This window comes from Apibacter sp. HY039 (assembly GCF_004023655.1).
Lineage (GTDB): Bacteria > Bacteroidota > Bacteroidia > Flavobacteriales > Weeksellaceae > Apibacter > Apibacter raozihei.
This window is the reverse complement of the sequence record NZ_SAYM01000001.1, coordinates 654,928-677,418: the sequence shown is the minus strand read 5'-3', so window position 1 is coordinate 677,418 and position 22,491 is coordinate 654,928. Positions and strand designations below refer to the sequence as shown.

Below are 22,491 nucleotides of genomic sequence, written 5' to 3'. Positions count from 1 at the left end.
GTACTTTCTTAATAAAACAAAAAGTAAAAATTCAGATTTTAAAAGTTGAAAAATCTTAATTTATTTTTTAACAGTACTAAGAATACTGTTCACGTTGATAGCACTTCTCCAACAGATTTTTTTTGTAGGCAGGTTAGGCTTTGATTTAAATTTCCAAAGCCGACACACCAGTATTATGCACAGTTCAATTTAAAAGCAACTGTTTCTCACCTCACATTTTATAATTTATTATCAAAAGATGAATATCAATATTGTTGTTGCAACTGAAGAACATTACCATTATGCGGAAGAAATATGTGAAACCATATATCAGTCTGCAATTGTCAGAGGTACAGGTATCGCTAAACGAACCCCTGAATATATTCATACTAAAATGGATCAGCGGCAGGCTGTAATCGCTCTGGAAGGAGAAAAATTTGCAGGATTTTGTTACATTGAAAAATGGCAAAATGGTGAATTTGTCGTACATTCAGGACTCATAGTACACCCGGATTACAGAAGCTTAGGACTTGCAAAAAAAATTAAACGTTTTGTTTTTGATTATACAAGAAAAAAATTTCCAGAGGCTAAAATATTTGGTATAACAACGGGACTGGCTGTTATGAAAATCAATTCAGAACTTGGATATAAACCCGTAACGTTTTCAGAGTTAACTGAAGATCCGGAATTCTGGAATGGATGCAGAACCTGTACCAATTTCAACATATTACAAAGCAAACAAAACAAAATGTGTTTATGTACCGGAATGTTATTTGACCCCAAAGAACAAAATAGAAACACTCAGGATGGAGATAAAAAAACTTTGGATAAAAAAGTGATCGTACATTTAAAAAAAATAAAACAGGCACTTTTTTTAAAACCTAAAAAAGATGCCGGTAATTCTCAAGTAAAAACTTCATAAAGACTAATAGGAATGAAAAAAGCAGTTTTAGCCTATAGCGGCGGATTAGATACCTCATATTGTTTAGTAAATTTGACCAAAGAGCATGGAATGGAAGTGCATACGGTAATTGTAAACACGGGAGGATTTTCTGATGAAGAACTTAAACAAATTGAAAACAGAGCCTATGAATTGGGCTCTAAACATCACGAGACTATCGATGTAACAGATAAGTTTTATAAAGATTGCTTACGATACTTAATTTACGGAAATATCTTAAAAAACAACACATATCCGCTGTCTGTAAGTGCTGAACGTATGTTTCAATCTATAGCTATTGCTGAATATTCCAAGTCCGTAGACGCTGAATATATTGTACACGGAAGTACCGGGGCAGGTAACGATCAGATCCGTTTTGATGTGGCTTTTGCTGTCATCTCTCCTAAATCTAAAATTATTACCCCTATCCGCGACGAAAAATTATCCAGACAACAAGAAGTAGACTACTTACAAAAGAACGGAGTAGATATGAATTGGGAAAAGGCAAAATATTCAATCAATAAAGGAATATGGGGAACATCCGTAGGAGGAGTTCAAACTTTAACTTCCAATCAGGCACTCCCGGAAGATGCTTATCCAACGCAACTTTCTGAATCTAATCCTGCAATTATTGAAATAGAATTTGATCAAGGAGAACCTGTAGGTCTAAATGGAAATAAAATGAATTCCGTTCAGCTTATACAAGAACTGAACAAGATAGGGGGCAGATATGCTATCGGGAGAGACATACATGTAGGTGACACTATCTTAGGAATTAAAGGAAGAGTAGGTTTTGAAGCGCCAGCCCCTATGCTGATTATTAAAGCTCATCACTTATTAGAAAAACACACTCTTTCCAGATGGCAGTTGTTACATAAGGAATCATTAGCCAACTGGTATGGGACTTTGCTTCACGAAGCTCAATATTTAGATCCGGTTATGCGAGATATGGAAGCCTTTTTAGAATCCTCTCAAAAACATGTGACCGGAAAAGTGAAAATTCAGCTTAACCCTTATCACTTCCACATGATAGGAATTGAATCGCCTTATGACATGATGCAGTCTAAAGTAGCAACCTACGGAGAAGAAAACGAAGCATGGGACAGCAGGGATGCTCGCGGTTTTATTAAAATATTTGGTAATCAGCTAAAAATTTATCATAGCTTTGACAATAAAGATTAAAATACATGAAAAAAATTAAAGTAAGTATTGTAGGTGGAGCAGGTTACACAGCCGGAGAACTATTACGAATTCTAATCAACCATTCTAAGGTTGAGATTACTTCTATCTACAGTACTTCCAATGCAGGAAACCCCATTGATAAGGTACATGATGATCTTTTAGGAGAAACAAATTTAATTTTTTCAGATACCATTGATAAGACTTGCGATGTTGTATTTCTTTGTTTAGGACATGGAAAATCCAGACAGTTCCTAGAGAATAATCCTTATTCAGAAAACACTAAAATTATTGATTTAAGTAACGATTTCAGAGTAAAACCTAATCATAACTTTCAGGAGAGATCTTTTGTATATGGACTTCCTGAATTACATAAGGAAGAAATAAAAAAAGCAGCAAATATTGCCAATCCAGGATGTTTTGCTACTGCCATCCAGCTTGCTTTATTACCTGTAGCAAAAAAGGGTTTATTAAATCCCGAAATTCATATTAATGCAGTAACTGGATCCACGGGAGCTGGCCAATCTCTTTCCTCTTCAACACATTTCAGCTGGAGAAACAACAATGCTTCCTTTTATAAAGAATTTACTCACCAGCATGAAGCTGAAATAGTACAAAGCATGCAGCAAGTAGGAAATCTACTACCTCAACTTTATTTTCTTCCCATGCGTGGAGACTTTACCAGAGGAATCTTAGCAGGTATTTACCTGAAATCTGATCTATCTGAAAGTGAAGCTATACATGTATATAAAGAATATTATAAAAACCACCCTTTCACTTTAGTTTCTGAAAAGCCTGTAGCACTAAAACAAGTTATAAATACCAACAAGTGCCTATTACAAATCCAGAAACATAAAGATATAATCCTGATCACCTCTATTATAGATAATCTTACAAAAGGAGCAGCTGGTCAAGCTGTACAAAATATGAACCTATTATTTGGATTGGATGAATCGGAAGGACTTAAATTAAAACCTGTAGCTTTCTAATTTATGATTAAAAAATTCATTATTTATTTAATAAAAACTAGAGAAGCTTAAACTGCCAATTAATGTAATATCCAGATATTAAATTAACTGTAAGTACTAAAACACTCTATAATATTATTTAAAACTTATCAGAGAGCAGTGTTGAAATTTGATAAATAATATCCATCAATAGATATTTTTTAATGTCAATATTTAAAAATACCTTTATAAAATGGATAAATAATAAGAAAAAAAATTTTAATAACCAAAAACCCAATGACATGAAAATAGCAATTATAGGAGCCGGAAATTTAGGTTTAGCCATTGCCCGAGGAATTATAAATAATAATTCAGCCTCTTCACTTTTTATAACCAAAAGAAATATCAGTACCATCAGGGAAATGGAAACAACACCGAAGGTACATCTTTCTACTGATAATACTGAAGCGGTAAAAAATTCAGATATCATCATTTTTGCTATTCAACCACGTCATTTGGAGTCTGTTCTGGTACAATGCAAAGAGTTTATAACTGAAAATCATACTTTGATATCTGTGGTAACCGGTTATAGTACAAAAAAAATTGAAGAAGTTTTAGGAGAAGAGCATCATATTATCAGAGCCATGCCTAACACAGCTATATCTATCGGCCAGTCTATGACCTGCATATGTTCAAACATTCAAGGAAAGGTTCGAATTCAGGTAGCTTTAAATATATTTAACCAATTGGGACATTCTATTGAAATTCCTGAAGAACAAATGCAGGCAGCCACTGTTGTATGCGCCAGCGGTATAGCCTTCTGGATGAGATTGATACGCGCTACCACACAAGGAGCTATCCAATTAGGATTTGAATCAAAAGAAGCTTTGGAAATGTCCGTTCACACATGTCTTGGAGCTGCCAATCTTTTAATACAAGGAAACAGTCATCCGGAACAAGAGATTGATAAAGTTACTACTCCCGGAGGTTGTACCATAGCCGGTCTTAATGAAATGGAGCATCAGGGATTGAGTTCTTCAATTATAAAAGGCCTTTTAGCTTCTTATAACAAAATAAGTCAAATAGCTAAAAAATAAATTATATATTCATGCAAAAACTACTATCTAAAAATTTAATTTTACTATTCTGTATTCCTTTTCTTACCCATGCCTGCCAGCAGAAGAAAAAAAATACAACACATCAGCCTGTTGAAAAGAAAAAAGTAGAAGTTTCATATCCTGACTTACTAAATAATACGGCAAAACAAAAAGAACTTTTTCATAAAAAATATCAAAAAGGTACTCTTAATGAAAAAAAAGAAGTTATCCACCAAGCACAAACCTTTTTAATTCAAGACATAGATAATTATTTCACTAGCTGGGAAGGTACTCGTTGGTCTTTCAACGGAATTAGTCGCACACCCAAACAAGGATCTATCGCCTGCGGATATTTTGTTACTACAGTTTTACAAGATATGGGATTTAATATCCCAAGAATTAAGTGGTCTCAGGCTGCCTCACAAACCATGATTAAAGCTCTATCCACAAACATAAAAACATTCAGTAATAAATCTATATCCGATATAGAAAATTATATAAAAAAAGAAGGAAAAGGGGTTTATATTGTTGGATTAGATACTCATGTAGGATTTATTTATTACGTCACTAATGATATATACTTTGTACATTCTAATTATTATGAACCTGAAATTGGAGTCATGAAACAAAAAATAAAATCAAAAAATCCATTGAACGACTCCAAATACAGAATGATTGGGAAAATTTTATCTCCCGAAATGACAAAAAAATGGATTTTAAATATAAAATATTAAAAGCATAATTATGAGTTTATTCGACGTATATCCACTATATACTATAGCTCCCGAAAAAGCCTTAGGCTCTACTGTTTGGGATGAAAAAGGAGATGCTTATCTAGATTTCTATGGTGGCCACGGTGTTATTTCCATTGGGCATTCTCATCCTGTATACGTAAAACATATAACCGAGCAGGTTAATAAAATCGGGTTTTATTCCAACTCCATAGTAAATCCTTTACAGGAAAAACTGGGAAATCTCCTTCCTAAAGTTTCAGGTTATGATGACTACACCTTATTTCTATGTAATTCCGGAGCTGAGGCTAATGAAAATGCTTTAAAACTCGCTTCTTTCCATACAGGTAAATCTAAAGTCTTAGCTTTTAAAAATAGTTTTCATGGGAGAACTTCTGCTGCCGTTGCAGTAACAGATAATCCAAAAATTGTAGCACCCTTAAATGCTCAGCAAAAAGTAGTTTTCTGTGAATTAAACGATATAAACACTGTTAAGAAAGAAATAGCTAAAGGTGATATTTCTTCAGTAATTATTGAAACTATACAAGGTGTTGGAGGTCTTGATGAAGGAACCCAGGAGTTTTTTCAGGAATTGGAAAAAACGTGCAAAACGAATGGCGTTATTTTAATCCTTGATGAAATTCAATGCGGTTACGGACGTTCCGGTAAATTTTTCGCTCATCAGCATCATCATATTAAAGCCGATATTATTTCTTTAGCTAAAGGTATGGGGAATGGATTTCCAATTGGCGGAATCTTAATTTCTCCTGAGTTTAAGCCTTCGTATGGATTATTAGGAACAACTTTTGGAGGTAATCATCTGGCATGTGCTGCCGCTCTGGCAGTATTAGAAGTATTTGATACTGAAAATATACTGGAAAATGTTACTAAACAATCCGCTTATTTTATAGATAAATTCAGTACCTTACCACAGATAAAAAAAATTAAAGGGAGAGGATTAATGTTGGGGTTGGAATTTGAATTTGAGGTAGCAGAATTGAGAAAAAAACTTATTTACGATAAAAAGATTTTTACAGGAAATGCGAATAACAAAAACCTTCTACGGGTTTTGCCTCCATTAACTATTTCTCAGAAAGAGATTGATATTCTTTTTGAAAATTTACAATCTTGTTTTTAATAAAACCTTTAAAACATAAACAATGAAAAAATACACTTCTGTTGACGATATTCAGGACCTGAAAGAATTTTTGGAGCTTGCAAAAAAAATCAAAGCAGATCCTTTAGCCAATAAAAAGTTGGGAAAAGACAAAACTATCGGGCTTTTATTTTTCAATCCTAGTTTACGTACCCGTTTAAGTACTCAAAAAGCAGCTCAAAATTTGGGAATGGAATGTATGGTAATGAATTTAAATACGGAAGGTTGGACCCTGGAATTTGGAGATGGAGAGGTTATGAACGGGGCAGCCTCTGAACATATTAAAGAAGCTGCTCAAGTAGTTTCTCAATACTGTGATATTATTGCTATCCGAAGTTTTCCCACTTTAAAAAATAAAGAAAAAGATGAGGCAGAGACTGTTATTTCCTCCTTTGTCAAATATGCTTCAGTTCCCGTAATAAGTCTGGAAGGAGCTACTGAACATCCGCTTCAAGCATTAGCAGATGCATTGACCATAGAAGAATACAAAACCAAAGAACGCCCCAAAGTTGTACTTAGCTGGGCTCCACATCCAAAAGCACTTCCACAGTCCGTACCTAATTCTTTTGTTAAAATGATGAAAAAAATGGATGTAGATTTTATAATTACACATCCCAAAGGATATGAACTGAACCCTTCCATTACTGAAGGAGTTACAATCGAACATAATCAGGAAACCGCATTTCAGGGTGCAGATTTTATTTATGCCAAAAACTGGAGCAATTATAATGATTATGGACAAATTACTAATCAGGATCCACAATGGACCATTGGAAAAAAACAGATGGAGCTAACAAATAATGCAAAATTCATGCATTGTCTTCCTGTCCGAAGAAATGTAATAGTTACTGATGAAATATTAGACAGCGAAGCCTCTCTGGTAATTCCGGAAGCAAATAACCGTACGTTTTCTGCTCAGGCAGTCATCACAAAATTGCTTACTCAATAAAAGTAAAATTCTGTTCTGTTATTAACTATTTATTGTATTTATCATAGATTCCATTATGTCAGACAAAACTAAACTATCAATTATAAAAATCGGAGGAAACGTAATCGATGACCCTTTGGCCCTTTCCTCATTTCTCAAAGATTTTTCAAAAATTCCAGGCTTTAAAATTCTTGTACATGGAGGAGGTAAAGAAGCTACAAGACTCGCCGGAAAATTAGGCGTTGAAACCATTATGGTTGAAGGACGAAGGGTAACCAATGAGGAAATGCTGGATGTTGCCGTAATGACTTATGCCGGACTCTGCAATAAAAAAATTGTGGCACAATTACAAGATTATGATACTCAAGCCATTGGTCTTACAGGTGCTGACGGAAACAGTATTCGCTCAGAAAAAAGAAAATCAGGCAGGTACAATTATGGCTTTGTAGGCGACGTAGTTGAAGTAAATTCCGAATGGATTAAACGTTTACTGGATACAGAAGCAGTACCCGTTTTTTGTGCCATAACTCATGATAAAAAAGGACAGCTACTTAATACAAACGCAGATACTATAGCTCAATCACTGGCAGTAGGGCTCACTACTTTATTTGATGTATCATTAACCTATTGTTTTGAAAAAAAAGGTGTGCTTTCTGATAGTAACGATGATAATAGTGTTCTGGAAAATTTAAATTTTAACTTGTATGAAAAACTTAAAAGTGAAAATATTATTCACTCCGGAATGCTTCCAAAACTTGAAAATTGTTTTCAGGCACTAAGAGAAGGTGTTAAAGAAATAAGAATTGCTAATCCAGAAATATTAGCAAATCCGAAGGCTTTACACACTCATGTTTCCCTTTATTAATTAATTATATGCAAACAATAGCAAAACTTTCCGATAAAGCAATTATCTTACTTCAAAACCTTATCGAAACCCCTTCATTTTCAGGAGAAGAAGAGCATACCGCTTTGCTTATAGAAGCCTGGTTTACTCATCATAATATTCCCTTTAATAGAGAAAACAATAATATTTGGGCCTTTAATAAACATTTTGACGAAACCAAACCTACACTTTTGTTAAATTCGCATCAGGATACAGTATTTCCTAATAAGGGATATACCCGTGATCCATTTGAAGCTCAAGAAGAAGATGGAAAAATATACGGGTTAGGTTCCAATGATGCCGGAGGTTCTTTAGTTTCATTATTAGCTACTTTCACCTATTTTTATTCCAATGATAATCTTGCCTACAATTTAGTTATGGCAGCAACCTGTGAAGAAGAAAACAGTGGAAAAAAAGGACTTAACAGCTTGCTTACAAAACTACCAAAAATTGATTGTGCCATAGTAGGAGAACCTACGCTCATGAACCTGGCTATAGCAGAGAGAGGATTATTGGTTCTGGATGTTATAATAAAAGGTACAGCCAGTCATGCAGCTCATAACAATCCGGACAATGCCATTTACAATTCCATAAAAACCATTCAATGGTTTCAGAACTTTGCTTTTGAAAAAATATCTGAGGTTTTAGGACCTGTTAAAATGACAATTACCCAAATTAATGCAGGCCAGCAACATAATTTGGTTCCGGAAGAATGTAGGCTGGTAGTAGACATTAGGGTTAATGACTGTTATACCAACGAAGAGGTCTTCGCCATTATTCAAGAAAATATCGCTTCTGATAAGATAACAATAACCCCTCGTTCGCTACATCTAAAATCATCTTCGATTCCCAAAAGCCACCCTTTAGTTATAGCCGGAATTGAGTTAGGCAGGTCTACTTATGGTTCTCCTACCCTTTCAGATCAAGCGGTATTATATTGTCAGTCTTTAAAAATGGGTCCGGGAGATTCGCTTCGCTCTCATACTGCAGATGAATTTATTTTCAAAAAAGAAATAGAAGAAGCTATACCTTTGTACATTGAATTATTAAATAAAACTATTATAAATTCTTAATACTATAAAAAAAGAACAATTATGAAACTTTGGGAAAAAGGCATACCAACCGATCAACAAGTTGATTACTTTACCGTAGGCAATGACAGAGAACTGGATATTGTATTAGCCAAATACGATGTCTTAGGATCTTTGGCACAGGCTAAAATGCTTGCCAAGGTAGGATTAATTTCAGAACAGGAAAAACTGGATTTAATTGATGCTTTAAATGAAATTCTTGCAGATATTAAAGCAGGTGATTTCCAAATTGAAAAAGAATTTGAAGATGTACATTCCAAAGTAGAATTCATGCTTACGCAAAAAGTTGGAGAAGCAGGAAAAAAAATACATACTGCTCGTTCCAGAAATGATCAGGTTCTGGTTGACATGAATCTTTACTTAAAAGACGAACTAATTCAAATCAAGATTCAGACCCGAGAAGTTTTTGATTTACTAATGTTGTTGGCTGATCAATATAAACATATTTTATTACCCGGATATACTCATTTTCAGATAGCTATGCCTTCGTCATTTGGCTTATGGTTGTCAGCTTATGCAGAAAGTATGATTGATGATATTATACTTTTAAATGCAGCACTCAAAATTGTTGATCAAAACCCATTAGGCTCTGCAGCAGGCTACGGAAGTTCATTCCCTATAGATCGCACATATACAACCCAAGAATTAGGATTTGAAACCTTAAAATATAATTCGGTGGCTGCTCAAATGAGCCGGGGTAAGTCAGAAAAAAGCACAGCTTTTGCCCTTGGCAGCCTAGCTGGTACCTTGGCTAAACTAGCCATGGATATTACTCTATACATGAGCCAGAACTTTAATTTTCTCTCCCTTCCCTCACATTTAACTACAGGTTCAAGTATTATGCCTCATAAAAAAAATCCGGACGTATTTGAATTGATACGGGGAAAATGCAATAAAATTCAGGCTTTACCTTATGAGTTAACTCTGATAACCAATAATCTTCCAAGTGGTTACCATCGAGACCTACAGCTATTAAAAGAAGGATTAATTCCGGCTATACAAACTATGAAGTCTTGCCTGGACATGGCTCATTACTCTTTAAAAGATATAAAGGTTAAAGAGAATATATTGGATGATCCTAAATATGATTACCTTTTTACAGTTGATGCTTTAAATGAGCTGGTTTCTCAGGGAATTCCTTTTCGGGATGCCTATAAAATCATAGGGGAACAGGTTGAAAAAGGCACCTTTCAATCTCCTAAAAAAACTACTCATACCCACGAAGGAAGTATCAACAACCTTTGTTTAGAAGAAATACAAAAGAAAATGGAATATAACTACTAAAAATTAGTTTACTGTCAATAAAATTACAATCAAAGAAAATACAGATATAAAAAGCCATAATCCTACTCCCTGCAGCAAAGGTTTAACTCCAACCTGCCGTATTGAAGTTAGACTTAAACCCGCTCCTATAAGAAATAAGGTTAAAGTCAAACCTCTTTTGGAAATTAATACCAGATAGTTATCAATCCTTTTAAATAGTGGAAAGTACTCAGGAACATACGTATTAAATACAATTGCTAACAAGAATAGAAAAATGAAATATGGAATTTTTATCTTTTTTTTATTGCTACCCTTTTCAGATTTAAAGGTAAATATAATAAAAATTGAAAGCGGAATAATCCAAAGAGCTCTTTCCAGCTTAACCATTGTTGCAATTTCCAAAGCTTTGGAACCGTAATGTTGTGCTGCCCCCACTACGGAACTGGTATCATGGATTGCTATAGCCGCCCAGAAACCAAATTGTTCCTGCGAAAGATTAAGTAAATGTCCGATAAACGGAAATAGAAATAATGCTATAGAGTTTAAAATAAATATGGTGGCCAGTGAAATTGAAGTTTCGTGTTCATTTGCCTGAATAATAGGTGAAGTTGCAGCAATAGCACTTCCTCCACATATAGCAGTACCTGAAGAAATTAACATAGATATTTTTTTATTTATTTTCAAACTTCTGCCTAATAAAGTGCCTATAAATAAAGTGAGCATTATAGAACCTACAGTAAAAATTAAACCTTCACTGCCCACTTTTATTGCAGTGAACATATCCATCCCAAAACCTAATCCGACAACTGAAAACTGTAAAAGATACTGAGTTATTTTTTTTGTCATGGCTGGAAAAGGATTACCTAGAACAAATGAAAATATAATTCCCAGCAACAAAGCCATTGGAGTATCAACCAAGGGAGACAAACACAACAAACCTATAAAAATAAATAAAACTTGTTTGGCTGTATGTAAGGGAACATATAATTTTTTTTCTTTCCATGCATTCATACAGCAAATATCCATGTATTATACAGGATATGCCAATGAAAAAAAGTTATACTTTATAACTATAAGTTATACTGAGCTGTTGCAAACTTCATAAACAAATCTGAAACACCCTCCGGAACACCTTGATTGTAAACAAAATAAAACCATCTTTTAATATCTACTTTTTCAATATCAATCACTTGAAATTCTCCATTTTTAATTTCTTTACTTACTGCTGCTATAGATACAAAACCAATGCTATCTGCATGAGTAAGATAAGACTTTATACTTTCTGTACTTCCTAAATGCATAGCAACAGTTAAATCTTTCAGTTGCAATTTATGTTTACTCAATGCATCTCTGATAATATCTAAACTTCCGGAACCAGGCTCACGCAAAACCAGGGGTATCTTTTTCAATTCCTTCAGAGATAAAGTTTCCTTACGAGCTATTTTTTGAGATGTATGAGCTATTGCTACAATTTCATCTTCTATAAAAGGAACGTATTTTAATTGTTTATTTTTTGGTTTTCCTTCGACAATACCTAACTGAATTTTTTTATCTATTAAATAACTCTCAATACTCCGGGTATTGGCTGTTACTAATGATAATTTAATATCCGGGTATTTGATATGAAATTGAGACATTAGCGAGGGTAATAAATACTGACCCACAGTTGTACTTGCTCCCAGCTGAAATGTACCCGTAAAGTTTTTTTTTATTATATCTAAATCATATCTGATCTGTTTATACGATTCCAGTATATTTTCTGCATGAACAAATAAGACTTTACCTGCTTCAGTAAGTTCAATCCTATTTCCTTTTCTTAAAAAAAAACTTAAGTCATATTCCAATTCCAGTTCTTTAATATTTTTAGTAACAGCAGGCTGAGATATAAACAGTTCATCTGCTGCTTTAGTAAAACTAAGATTTTTGGCTACGGAGTAAAATATTTTCAGTCGAAAATCTGACATAATTCAATAAATTTTATACAAAGTAAATCAATAATTCTCATCTATTATTTTTAATTGAACCATAACTCAGCTCTTTTTCTTATATTTTTTTTTATAATTATTGATGATATTAATAAGTAAGCGATATCTTTTTGCTTAAAAATCTATTTAAAATAAAAAATAATGGAATAGTTTTTGTTTTATCTTAAGCTGTTAGTTTAATATTTTTAAAAACCAAATAAATTAAATTATGAAACAATTAAGCAAGTTTTTAGTAGCATTCGCTATTATGGGATCATTAACTGTAGCAGTAACGTCATGTAAATCCGGCCCTAAGGATTCGGAATTAACTACTCAGGCTCAAGCTGTTTTACCAGAAGGAGTAACTATTGATGTTAAAAAAGGTGTAGCCACTCTTACCGGTGAGTTTAATGACGACATTGCTCAACAATCTGCAGAAAATGCTCTGAAAGCTATTCCGGGTATTAAAACTGTTGAAAATAAAGCTACAGTTAAAGCAGTAGTAGTTTCCGCAGACGAAGAGCTAAAAGCTAAAATTAATACAGTTCTAAAAAATTATGCAGGTGTAACTGCTGATGTAAAAGATGGTGTTGTTACTCTGAATGGAGAATTGCAACGTGTGGATTTACCTAAATTAATGCAGGCTGTTACTATGTTACAACCTAAAAAAGTAGAACAAAAATTAACATTAAAATAAACAGAGATGGCATTACAAGATAAATACTCAGAATTAATAACAAAAGCAAACAGTTTAGGTGTAAGCAACTTATCCGTAAGGGAACAAAATGATGTTCTATATATACAGGGAGAAGCTCCTAACGGAGAAGTAAAAGATCAGCTATGGTCAACGTACAATTCAATTGATCCTGATTTTAAATCCGGTGATTTGATTCTTGATGTTAACGTATCCCCTGATGCTCCCTCTTCTGAGTATAAAGTTACTACCCAAAGCTCTAATCTGAATATAAGAAAAGGACCGGGTACCGATCAAGAAATCATTGGAAAAGCTGCTCACCAGTCTACTGTTACTTTTTTAAGTAAATATAACGATGATTGGTATTTAATACGTTCTGCAGAAGGTATAGAAGGATATTGCAATACAGAATATTTAACTGCAATTTAAAGCAAATCATCATCTAAAATAAAAAAAAGTTTAGGACATCCTAAACTTTTTTTTATTTTAGACATATTATCATAAAGTCCTACTATAAAAATATTAATAAATACATATTAACTCTTAATTAAATTAATACTAAGACAATAAAAACTATATTTTATATATAATCAATCATAAAAAAAACCTTTATTGTAAAGATTTCGTTTTTTTCGATACTATAATATATTATCTTTGTTTCCTTAATTTAAAATAAGAGTTAAGAATGAAAAAAATCTTATTCTTCTTTTTATTATCCATAACAATTCTAACATCATGCAGATCCGACGGTAGTGAAGATACTGTGATTCCCCCTACTGTTAAAGAATTCACCTTAAAGGAAGCTCCCTTTCCTATTGGATTTACTGTAAATTCCACACTACTCAATCAAGATTCCAAATTTCGTAAAATATTAATTGAAGAAGCCTCTACACTTACTCCTGAATATGGAATGAAAATGCGGACTTTACTTCCGTCTAAAGACAAATATTATTGGAAAGAAGCTGATGACTTTGTTGAATTTGCTACAAATCATAATAAACGCATTCATGGTCATACTCTTATTTGGCATACGAGCACACCGGACTGGGTTAATAATTTTACTGGAGACCGCAATGCATGGATTGAATTAATGAAAAATTATATACACACAGTAGTAGGAAGATATAAAGGCAAAATTACTTCTTGGGATGTAGTTAATGAAGCCTTTTTAGAGGATGGTTCCTACAGACCTACTATCTGGTATCAGAAGATCGGACCGGAATATATAGAATTTGCTTTTAGGTTTGCTCATGAGGCAGATCCTAATGCTTTGTTATTTTACAACGATTTTGGAACTGATTATTTATATAAAAAAAGTATTGCTATAGGAAAAATGATAGAACTTTTACAATCTAAAAAAATAGCTATACATGGTATTGGTTTACAAATGCACACCCGAATAAAGCTAAATGAAGATTACCTGACTAAGGCCTTTACATACTTTACTAAATATAATATACTTATTCATATATCCGAACTGGATATTCGTTTAGGTACCAATGCAAATCCTGTACACGAGTTCTCAGAGGAACTAGCAATGGAACAAAAAAAACAATATAAAATGATAGCCAAGATTTTTAAAGATTTAGTTCCTGAAAAGTTACAATATGGAATAACCATATGGGGAGTTAGTGACGCTCATTCCTGGTTAACCCAACTTCCCGAATGGCCTCTCTTATATGATAAAGACTATCAGAAAAAACCGGCTTATTATGGTTTACAAGAAGTTTTTGAGAAAAAATAAATATACCTCTCTATAATAAATTTTATACAATAAGTTAACTTATCTCACTCCTGTTATTTTTAAATCTCCTAATTATTACTTATTTCAAAAAAATTATCGGTATAATATTTGCACTTATAATAATAGCGCTTATTAACATTTAATTTACTTTATTATCAAATAACTTTTTTCTACTATTTGATCTCATATTTAAATATGAGAGCATTTCAACTGCTCTTACCGGACATTCAAATTGAAAACTTAAAAATTAGTAAATAGATGAAAAAATTAGTAAATAAAACAGCTGTTATTACAGGAGGTGCCAGTGGTATTGGTAAAGCAACTGTTGAGTTATTTGTAAAAGAAGGAGCGAATGTGGTTATAGCAGATTTTTCTGAATCTGGAAAACAATTGGAAAAAGAACTTAACGATCAAGGTTATCAGACTTTGTTTATTAAAGTGGATGTGATTCATGAAGATCAGATTAAGGAGATGTTTGCTAAGACCGCCGATAGATTTGGTCAATTGGATATATTATATGCTAATGCAGGTATAGCTAATGATGGAGATATTGACACGCTGGATTATGATAAATGGAAGCGAACAATCGATATTAATCTTAACGGTGTTTTCTTATCTGATAAATATGCTATTATCCAAATGCTAAAACAAGGCACCGGAGGTACTATTGTAAATGCAGGTTCTATTCACAGCTTTGTAGGAAAAAAAGGAGTTACTGCATACGCTTCTGCTAAAGGTGGGGTAAAACTTCTTACCCAAACCTTAGGCGCTACTTATGCCCGCCAGGGTATAAGAGTGAATGCAGTAGCTCCAGGCTATATTGACACCCCTTTAATTTATGGAGCTAATAAAGATGAACTGATACAGCTACATCCTATGGGAAGATTAGGTCGGCCTGAAGAAGTTGCTAAGGCAGTCTTATTCCTTGCCAGTGAGGATTCTTCTTTTATTTCCGGAACAGAATTATTAATAGATGGTGGATATACAGCAATATAATCTCTAATGAAAAAATTAGCAAATAAAACAGCAATAATTACTGGTGCGGCTTCAGGTATGGGAGCACAACATGGTATAAGATTTATAGAAGAAGGAGCTAAAGTAGTTTTTACAGATACTAATAAAGAAAAAGGCGAACAGGTTGTCAAAAAATTGGGTAAAAATGCATTATTTATTCCTCACGACGTAAGTAATCCTAAAGATTGGAAAAAAGTGGTAGATATGACGGAAGAAAAATTCGGTCCTGTATCTATACTTATTAATAATGCAGGTGTAGCAATTCCTAACGGAGGTACATTAACCCTAGAAAATACAGAGTTTGAGGGTTACAAAAAAATTATTGAAATAAACCAGTTTGGAACCTTGTTTGGAATGCAGGCAGTCCTGCCTTCACTCCGCAAAGCCGGAGGAGGATCTATCATAAATGTATCTTCGGTTGGCGGACTTTTGGGGATGTTTGGGCACTATGCCTATAATGCTTCAAAATTTGCTATCAGAGGCATGACAAAAACAGCGGCCATTGAATTAGGCGAGGAAAATATCCGTGTCAACTCCGTTCACCCTGGGATGATCGAAACATCTATGATTAAAGCTTCAATAGAAAAAAATCCTGAAATCTGGAAAGATCAGCTCAAAGGAATCCCGTTACACCGAACGGGGAAACCGGAAGAAGTAAGTTCTCTGATGGTCTTTCTTGCTTCGGATGAATCCAGCTACTGTACAGGTGCAGAATTCATTATTGATGGAGGTAAAACATGTGAGGACAAATAACTTTTTTTACATAAATCTCAAAAGCTTTAAAGCTTTTGAGATTTATATATTTTTATTTTGGTTCATCTGCCATACAAGCAGCAGCAGTAAATAAAACATCTGTTGAAGAATTTAAAGCCGTTTCTGCTGAATCCTGAACAACTCCAATTGTCATTCCTACTCCTACCACTGACCACGCTACATCTTGAGGTATATCAAACAAGCTGCAAGCCAAAGGTATTAACAATAATGAACCACCGGCAACTCCAGAAGCTCCACAGGCACATAGAGCAGACACTAAACTTAGCAATAAAGCAGTAAATATATCTACCTTAATACCTAATGTATGTACAGCGGCCAATGTAAGTACGGAAATAGTTACTGCCGCGCCAGCCATATTAATAGTAGCTCCTAAAGGAATAGAAATTGAATAAGTATCTTCATGTAATTTCAATTTTTTACAAAGTTCTAAATTTACCGGAATATTAGCAGCGGAACTACGCGTAAAAAAAGCGGTTACACCACTTTCTTTCAAACAGGTAAATACTAACGGATACGGATTCCTTTTTATTTTCCAGAAGACAATAAGCGGATTTATAATCAAAGCAACAAAAAGCATAGTTCCTAGAAGTAAACCCAATAGGCGTAAGTAATCCCACAAAACCTCTAAGCCTGTTTCTGCTAAAGTAGAGGCAACCAGGCCAAAAATACCCAAAGGAGCGAAACGAATAATAATTTTCACAATATAGGTTACCCCGTTCGACAAGTCTGTAATCATTACCTTAGTTTGTTCAGAAGCATGTCTCAAAGCTATACCTAACCCGATAGCCCAAGCTAATATGCCTATAAAATTACCATTAATTAAAGCTTTAACCGGATTATCTACAAAATTTAATAACAAATTTTTCATTACTTCTAAAATACTTGTAGGAGGAGCTAATTCTATTGATTCTCTTTGTAATAAACTCAGGGTAACCGGAAATAAAAAACTCGCTATAACCGCACACAAACCAGCCAGAAAAGTCCCTAACAAATAAAGTACAATAACTGAACTCATATTAGTTCTCTGCCCTTTTTTATGATTTGCTATTGCAGACATAACTAAAACAAAAACCAGTACCGGAGCAGCTGATTTTAAAGAAGTAAGAAACAATTCACCCAAAATCATAGTTGATCTTGCCAAGGGAGGAACAAGTACTGCAAGTAAGATTCCAAATAATAAACCTATTATAATCTGTAAAACCAAATTACCCTGTAAAATATTTTTTTTTATACTCATATTAATAAAACATAGCTCAAAAATACGGCTATTATAAACAAAATAAAAAATCTTTCTCCAAAATAATAAAAGATATATTTGTCTTTTATTATTTTAATCTTATTTTTGCTGAATAATAAAGGATAGTATTGTCCTTTATAAAATTTTTATACTATGAAAAAAGAAAAAAAATTGTGGTTAGCACTGGCACTTGTTCTATTTGCTTCATTTTTAACTTTAGGATATTACGGAATTCAAATTTATCAGCAATCCCCTCCTATTCCTGAAAAAATTATAACAACTAACGGTGATCTGATATTTACAAAAAAAGATATAATGGACGGCAAAAATGTCTGGCAAAGCATGGGTGGGCAGGAAATAGGTTCAATTTGGGGACATGGGGCTTATCAAGCTCCAGACTGGACAGCAGACTGGTTGCATAAAGAAGCTACATTATTATTAGCTGAATATTCGGAAAAAATATATTTTATTCCCTATGATAAACTAGATTCTGACAAAAAAAGTCTATTAAAAATCAGGCTTCAAAAAGAATTACGGGCTAATACGTATAGCAAGGAAAATGGAAATATCATTGTTTCAGATAATAGGGCAAGAGCAATAAAAAATTTATGTGACTATTATCAGGGATTATTTATGAATAATCCTGAATATTCTCAGCTTAGGGACCATTATGCTATTCCGGAAAACACTATTAAAGATCCGGAAAAAATGAGACAAATGAATGCTTTCTTTTTTTGGGCCACCTGGGCCACTGTAACGGAGAGACCTGGCACCGATATATCATATACTCATAATTGGCCTTACGATGAATTAGTTGGTAACAAAGCCACTGCAGATATTTTAATCTGGTCTGGAGTAAGTATCATATTATTAATTTTGTGCATCGGTATATTAGCTTTTTACCATGCTCAATCCAAAGAGGATAGTTATATTTCGTTACCTAATGATCCTTTAATTCAAGAAAAAACAACTCCATCTATGAAGCGCATAAAAAAATATGTAGTTGTTGTAGGACTTCTTATGATATTACAGGTAATGCTCGGAATTATAACAGCGCATTACGGTGTAGAAGGATCAGGATTATACGGCATTCCTTTAAACAAAATTCTCCCTTACTCTGTTACACGTACCTGGCATACGCAATTGGCTATTTTTTGGATAGCTACTGCATGGCTGGCAACAGGTTTGTATATGGCACCGGCTTTATCAGGTAAAGATCCGAAATTTCAAAGTCTGGGAGTAGATTTTCTTTTCTACGCCTTACTTATCATAGTATTTGGCTCCATGACTGGACAATGGCTGGCCATTATGCAAAAATTAAATCCAAACACTAACTTTTGGCTGGGACATCAAGGATTTGAATATGTTGACTTAGGTAGATTCTGGCAATTATTTCTATTTATCGGATTACTTATTTGGCTGATACTTATGACCCGTCCTATCATACCTGTACTTAAAGAAAATCCAAAAAAAAGAAGCCTGCTACTTTTATTTCTAATATCATGCATCTCAATTGCACTGTTTTATGCTGCAGGACTGATGTGGGGACAGCACACACATTTGAGTATTTCTGAATACTGGAGGTGGTGGGTTGTTCACTTATGGGTTGAAGGATTTTTTGAAGTCTTTGCCACCGTTGTTATTGCCTTTTTATTTGTTCGGATGGGACTTTTAAAAGAAAAAACAGCCACCATTAATGTACTGTTTTCTACCATCATCTTTCTCTCCGGCGGAATTATAGGAACATTCCATCATTTATATTTCACCGGAACAACACCAGCTGTAATGGCTCTAGGTGCATGCTTTAGTGCTTTAGAAGTGGTGCCACTGACTTTAATAGGATTTGAAGCCTTTGAAAATTATAAAGCCTCACAGGTAAATGAATGGATGAAAGATTATAAATGGCCTATTTATTTTATGGTTTCCGTAGCTTTCTGGAATTTTTTAGGAGCCGGTGTTTTTGGTTTTTTGATTAATCCTCCAATAGCATTATATTACTTACAAGGCTTAAACACAACGGCTTTACATGCTCATACTGCATTATTCGGAGTTTATGGCATGTTGGGCATAGGATTTATATTATTTGTATTAAGAAGTATGTATAGAAATGTTAAATGGAACGATACACTTCTTAAGTTATGTTTTTGGAGTCTGAATATAGGATTATTACTAATGGGAATATTGAGTTTGCTTCCTATAGGGATTTGGCAAGCTATAGAAAGTATTGATAAAGGGATGTGGTATGCCCGCTCTTCAGAATTGATGCAAAAACCGGAAATGATTCTTTTAAAATGGTTACGCTCAGTGGGTGATACTATATTTGCTGTGGGTATATTCAGTGGGGTTATATTTATTTTCAGACTTTGTGTAAAGAAAATTTCATAAATCCGCACAATTACCAACAACAATAGCTAATCCATTACAAATGATATAAATAAAAATATATTTCATAGGACAACTTAAATATTTATTACATAAATAAAACATTACAACTGATATTTTAACAATTTAGGCAAATAAAGTCTACCTTTGTAAACTCAATTACTAATGATCATGAAATATACTGCCACAGTCTCCGATGACTTTAAAAAAAATACCGTATGGGCTATTTTATCTGTCTTTTTATTTATCATCGTTTATGTTATACTACTTAGTTTTTCAATACTTCTAACTTTATTTTGCGGATATTTTGGTATCATGATTATGGTTAGTCATTTTCATTATACTACTCTGGCTATAGGAATATCACTTATTGGGTTAGGAATATTAATTTTAGTTTTTTTAATTAAATTTATATTTAAAGAAAATGCAACAGATAAGTCAAATTTTATTGAAATAACCCGCCAGGAAGAACCTCAATTATTTTCCTTAATTGATACCATCGTTGAAGAGGTTGGCACAGATTTCCCCAAACGAGTTTATCTTAGTGAAGACGTGAATGCTGCTGTATTTTACGACTCTACCTTTTGGAGCATGTTTCTGCCAGTAAAAAAAAACCTGCAAATAGGATTGGGCTTGATCAATATTGTATCCCAAATGGAATTAAAAGCCATTTTAGCACATGAATTCGGTCATTTTTCTCAGAAAAGCATGAAAGTAGGTAGCTATGTGCATAATGTAAACCAGATAATTTATAATATGCTCTATGAAAATACTTCTTACAGTAGCTTCATACAAGGATTTGCTAGCATCAACAATTTAACAGCTCTAGCTTCTTATATAGCCGTTGGATTTATAAAAGTCATCCAATGGATTTTGCAAAAAATGTATTCTATCATCAATATTCGCTATTTAAAGCTTTCCAGAGAAATGGAATTTCATGCAGATGAAGTTGCTGCACATGTTACCGGATATATGCCTTTAAAAACGTCATTATTAAGATTAGATCTGGCTGAGCATTCTTATAGTTCAGTCATAAAATTTTACTCTGGAAAAGTATCTGATTGTATAAGAAGTAAAAATGTTTTTAAAGAACAACACTCGGTCATGAAATTTTTAGCTAGCGAAATAAATCTTGAAATTAAAGAAAGTTATCCGTTAGTTACTTTTGAACATATTAATAAATATAACAAATCCAAGCTGAATTTTACTTCTCAGTGGACATCTCATCCTTCCCTAAAAGATAGAATTTCAGCTTTGGAAAAGACTAATATAGTTAAAGAAAACGATGATTTTAAACCAGCCAATCAATTGTTTTCAAATATTGAAATTTTACAGGAAACAGTTACAGACCAAATATTTTCAAAAGTACAATACAAAGATTCAGTTACACAATACTCGTTAGGTGACTTTACGAAAGCATATACTTCTGATTTTTATACAAACAGCTACAACAAATTTTACAACAATTATTACGATTCCAGAAATCCTATAAAATTTAAGGAAGAATATAAACAAATATCTTTCGACGGTAATATAAGTGATTTATTCTCGACGGAAAAGATTGAAAACATTTACATTTCACAGGCACTAAACAATGACATTGAAAGTTTAAAACATATAGGAGATAAAAGAAATAAAATAAAGTCATTTGATTATGACGGTATTAAGTATACACGAAAGAATGTAAAAGAATTAATTGAAAAGCTTAGTATAGAACTGGAAGAATGTAATCTTCTCAATGAAGAAAACGATAAACAAATATTTGCTGCATTTAATAATCTGGCATTAAAAACAGGAAAAGAAAAACAGTTTACAGAAAAGCATATTCTTTTCACTAATACCGAGGACTTTTTTAACATCAAGAACGATTTTTTAAATGATTTTATTGAAAAGACTAATTTTTTTCAATATGAAACTTCTACCGCTAAGATAAAAGAACATGTAAGCAAACTATATAAACTGGAAGAAGAATTTAAAAAGAATATTAATGGTATTCTTAACAATAGTCATTATGCTTCAAAACTTTCTGATGACACAAAAACAAGTTTTGAAAAATATATTTCAGACAAACAAATTTATTTCGTAGAAAAAGAAGATATATATAACAATGATACCATCCTATTATTGTTTATCTGTATTCAAGAATTTTCAGATTTTTTAGCCCAACTTATGTTTGATACTAAAAAAGACTTTTTAGAATTTCAGGCAGAATTAATGAACTAACTATATAATTAAACATATTTAAAAAATTTAAAAAATGAAGTAAAATCTAAACTATTAACAATTTGCCTAATGATAAAAAATTATAGCTCTGCATATTAATATAAACTTTATATTTTAAAAAAATTGAGGCAATTATTTTAGATTTTATTTTTATGATAATGTACAGATTATCTCAAAAAATCCAAGTAAAAATGTTATTACATGTCACTTGGTTTTCCAAATAATAATTTTGTTATGTATATTTTAAATACATAATAACGACCAA

General features: G+C 33.0%; 20 protein-coding genes. 17 read left to right on the top strand and 3 right to left on the bottom strand.

The window, feature by feature from the left end:
• Nucleotides 1-238 precede the first annotated feature (238 nt).
• From EQ921_RS03025 to argH, 10 genes are all read left to right on the top strand, one after another.
• A complete protein-coding gene (locus EQ921_RS03025) occupies nt 239-901 on the top strand; it encodes a GNAT family N-acetyltransferase (RefSeq protein ID WP_128151088.1) in 663 nt (220 codons plus the stop codon).
• A gap of 12 nt (nt 902-913) precedes the next feature.
• Nucleotides 914-2,101: an argininosuccinate synthase gene (gene argG / locus EQ921_RS03020; RefSeq protein ID WP_128151086.1), complete on the top strand. Its 1,188-nt coding sequence runs from the start codon at nt 914-916 to the stop codon at nt 2,099-2,101.
• A 5-nt stretch (nt 2,102-2,106) separates the two neighbouring features.
• Nucleotides 2,107-3,087, top strand: coding sequence for an N-acetyl-gamma-glutamyl-phosphate reductase (gene argC / locus EQ921_RS03015; RefSeq protein WP_128330502.1), 981 nt, complete (start codon nt 2,107-2,109; stop codon nt 3,085-3,087).
• A 260-nt stretch (nt 3,088-3,347) separates the two neighbouring features.
• The gene (gene proC / locus EQ921_RS03010; RefSeq protein ID WP_128330501.1) at nt 3,348-4,142 is read left to right on the top strand and encodes a pyrroline-5-carboxylate reductase; all 795 of its coding nucleotides are present in this window, start codon (nt 3,348-3,350) and stop codon (nt 4,140-4,142) included.
• Between the two features lie 11 nt (nt 4,143-4,153).
• Entirely contained in the window at nt 4,154-4,876 is a 723-nt protein-coding gene (locus EQ921_RS03005) for a hypothetical protein (RefSeq protein WP_128330500.1), read from the top strand.
• Nucleotides 4,877-4,886: 10 nt separating this feature from the next.
• On the top strand, nt 4,887-6,011 hold the full coding sequence (locus EQ921_RS03000) for an aspartate aminotransferase family protein (RefSeq protein WP_128330499.1): 1,125 nt from the start codon (nt 4,887-4,889) through the stop codon (nt 6,009-6,011).
• 22 nt (nt 6,012-6,033) lie between these two features.
• A complete protein-coding gene (locus EQ921_RS02995) occupies nt 6,034-6,978 on the top strand; it encodes an N-acetylornithine carbamoyltransferase (protein ID WP_128330498.1) in 945 nt (314 codons plus the stop codon).
• A 55-nt stretch (nt 6,979-7,033) separates the two neighbouring features.
• On the top strand, nt 7,034-7,822 hold the full coding sequence (argB, locus tag EQ921_RS02990; protein ID WP_128330497.1) for an acetylglutamate kinase: 789 nt from the start codon (nt 7,034-7,036) through the stop codon (nt 7,820-7,822).
• Nucleotides 7,823-7,830: 8 nt separating this feature from the next.
• Nucleotides 7,831-8,913, top strand: a complete 1,083-nt coding sequence (locus EQ921_RS02985) for a M20 family metallo-hydrolase (protein WP_128330496.1) — start codon at nt 7,831-7,833, stop codon at nt 8,911-8,913.
• Between the two features lie 21 nt (nt 8,914-8,934).
• Nucleotides 8,935-10,215, top strand: coding sequence for an argininosuccinate lyase (gene argH / locus EQ921_RS02980; RefSeq protein WP_128330495.1), 1,281 nt, complete (start codon nt 8,935-8,937; stop codon nt 10,213-10,215).
• 3 nt (nt 10,216-10,218) lie between these two features.
• Here the strand turns inward: argH and EQ921_RS02975 are convergent, their stop codons facing one another.
• Together EQ921_RS02975 and EQ921_RS02970 are read right to left on the bottom strand one after the other, a co-directional pair.
• Nucleotides 10,219-11,205: a YeiH family protein gene (locus EQ921_RS02975; protein ID WP_128153308.1), complete on the bottom strand. Its 987-nt coding sequence runs from the start codon at nt 11,203-11,205 to the stop codon at nt 10,219-10,221.
• 59 nt (nt 11,206-11,264) lie between these two features.
• Nucleotides 11,265-12,158: a LysR substrate-binding domain-containing protein gene (locus tag EQ921_RS02970; RefSeq protein ID WP_128330494.1), complete on the bottom strand. Its 894-nt coding sequence runs from the start codon at nt 12,156-12,158 to the stop codon at nt 11,265-11,267.
• A 229-nt stretch (nt 12,159-12,387) separates the two neighbouring features.
• Between EQ921_RS02970 and EQ921_RS02965 the strand changes: the two genes are divergently transcribed.
• From EQ921_RS02965 to EQ921_RS02945, 5 genes are all read left to right on the top strand, one after another.
• The gene (locus EQ921_RS02965) at nt 12,388-12,855 is read left to right on the top strand and encodes a BON domain-containing protein (RefSeq protein WP_128151066.1); all 468 of its coding nucleotides are present in this window, start codon (nt 12,388-12,390) and stop codon (nt 12,853-12,855) included.
• Between the two features lie 6 nt (nt 12,856-12,861).
• Nucleotides 12,862-13,281 (top strand): SH3 domain-containing protein, encoded by a 420-nt coding sequence (locus EQ921_RS02960; RefSeq protein ID WP_128330493.1) that lies wholly within the window; start codon nt 12,862-12,864, stop codon nt 13,279-13,281.
• Between the two features lie 256 nt (nt 13,282-13,537).
• A complete protein-coding gene (locus tag EQ921_RS02955) occupies nt 13,538-14,596 on the top strand; it encodes an endo-1,4-beta-xylanase (protein WP_128330492.1) in 1,059 nt (352 codons plus the stop codon).
• 258 nt (nt 14,597-14,854) lie between these two features.
• A complete protein-coding gene (locus EQ921_RS02950; protein WP_128330491.1) occupies nt 14,855-15,592 on the top strand; it encodes an SDR family NAD(P)-dependent oxidoreductase in 738 nt (245 codons plus the stop codon).
• Nucleotides 15,593-15,598: 6 nt separating this feature from the next.
• The gene (locus tag EQ921_RS02945) at nt 15,599-16,363 is read left to right on the top strand and encodes an SDR family NAD(P)-dependent oxidoreductase (protein ID WP_128330490.1); all 765 of its coding nucleotides are present in this window, start codon (nt 15,599-15,601) and stop codon (nt 16,361-16,363) included.
• Nucleotides 16,364-16,415: 52 nt separating this feature from the next.
• Here the strand turns inward: EQ921_RS02945 and sstT are convergent, their stop codons facing one another.
• Complete coding sequence (gene sstT, locus EQ921_RS02940; RefSeq protein WP_128330489.1) at nt 16,416-17,621, bottom strand: serine/threonine transporter SstT; 1,206 nt, start codon at nt 17,619-17,621, stop codon at nt 16,416-16,418.
• Nucleotides 17,622-17,774: 153 nt separating this feature from the next.
• Between sstT and EQ921_RS02935 the strand changes: the two genes are divergently transcribed.
• Nucleotides 17,775-20,006, top strand: a complete 2,232-nt coding sequence (locus EQ921_RS02935; protein ID WP_128330488.1) for a nitric-oxide reductase large subunit — start codon at nt 17,775-17,777, stop codon at nt 20,004-20,006.
• A 168-nt stretch (nt 20,007-20,174) separates the two neighbouring features.
• On the top strand, nt 20,175-22,226 hold the full coding sequence (locus EQ921_RS02930; protein ID WP_164875564.1) for a M48 family metallopeptidase: 2,052 nt from the start codon (nt 20,175-20,177) through the stop codon (nt 22,224-22,226).
• Nucleotides 22,227-22,491 lie beyond the last annotated feature (265 nt).

What these genes read in the sequence shown, in the direction of transcription:
- argG (WP_128151086.1), top strand. Translation starts at nt 914, where the DNA reads ATGAAAAAAGCAGTTTTAGCCTATAGCGGCGGATTAGATACCTCATAT.
- EQ921_RS02950 (WP_128330491.1), top strand. Translation starts at nt 14,855, where the DNA reads ATGAAAAAATTAGTAAATAAAACAGCTGTTATTACAGGAGGTGCCAGT.
- EQ921_RS02995 (WP_128330498.1), top strand. Translation starts at nt 6,034, where the DNA reads ATGAAAAAATACACTTCTGTTGACGATATTCAGGACCTGAAAGAATTT.
- EQ921_RS02965 (WP_128151066.1), top strand. Translation starts at nt 12,388, where the DNA reads ATGAAACAATTAAGCAAGTTTTTAGTAGCATTCGCTATTATGGGATCA.
- sstT (WP_128330489.1), bottom strand. Translation starts at nt 17,621, where the DNA reads ATGAGTATAAAAAAAAATATTTTACAGGGTAATTTGGTTTTACAGATT.
- EQ921_RS03000 (WP_128330499.1), top strand. Translation starts at nt 4,887, where the DNA reads ATGAGTTTATTCGACGTATATCCACTATATACTATAGCTCCCGAAAAA.
- argC (WP_128330502.1), top strand. Translation starts at nt 2,107, where the DNA reads ATGAAAAAAATTAAAGTAAGTATTGTAGGTGGAGCAGGTTACACAGCC.
- EQ921_RS02945 (WP_128330490.1), top strand. Translation starts at nt 15,599, where the DNA reads ATGAAAAAATTAGCAAATAAAACAGCAATAATTACTGGTGCGGCTTCA.
- EQ921_RS02935 (WP_128330488.1), top strand. Translation starts at nt 17,775, where the DNA reads ATGAAAAAAGAAAAAAAATTGTGGTTAGCACTGGCACTTGTTCTATTT.
- proC (WP_128330501.1), top strand. Translation starts at nt 3,348, where the DNA reads ATGAAAATAGCAATTATAGGAGCCGGAAATTTAGGTTTAGCCATTGCC.
- EQ921_RS03005 (WP_128330500.1), top strand. Translation starts at nt 4,154, where the DNA reads ATGCAAAAACTACTATCTAAAAATTTAATTTTACTATTCTGTATTCCT.
- EQ921_RS02930 (WP_164875564.1), top strand. Translation starts at nt 20,175, where the DNA reads ATGAAATATACTGCCACAGTCTCCGATGACTTTAAAAAAAATACCGTA.
- argB (WP_128330497.1), top strand. Translation starts at nt 7,034, where the DNA reads ATGTCAGACAAAACTAAACTATCAATTATAAAAATCGGAGGAAACGTA.
- argH (WP_128330495.1), top strand. Translation starts at nt 8,935, where the DNA reads ATGAAACTTTGGGAAAAAGGCATACCAACCGATCAACAAGTTGATTAC.
- EQ921_RS02955 (WP_128330492.1), top strand. Translation starts at nt 13,538, where the DNA reads ATGAAAAAAATCTTATTCTTCTTTTTATTATCCATAACAATTCTAACA.
- EQ921_RS02970 (WP_128330494.1), bottom strand. Translation starts at nt 12,158, where the DNA reads ATGTCAGATTTTCGACTGAAAATATTTTACTCCGTAGCCAAAAATCTT.
- EQ921_RS02985 (WP_128330496.1), top strand. Translation starts at nt 7,831, where the DNA reads ATGCAAACAATAGCAAAACTTTCCGATAAAGCAATTATCTTACTTCAA.
- EQ921_RS02960 (WP_128330493.1), top strand. Translation starts at nt 12,862, where the DNA reads ATGGCATTACAAGATAAATACTCAGAATTAATAACAAAAGCAAACAGT.
- EQ921_RS02975 (WP_128153308.1), bottom strand. Translation starts at nt 11,205, where the DNA reads ATGAATGCATGGAAAGAAAAAAAATTATATGTTCCCTTACATACAGCC.
- EQ921_RS03025 (WP_128151088.1), top strand. Translation starts at nt 239, where the DNA reads ATGAATATCAATATTGTTGTTGCAACTGAAGAACATTACCATTATGCG.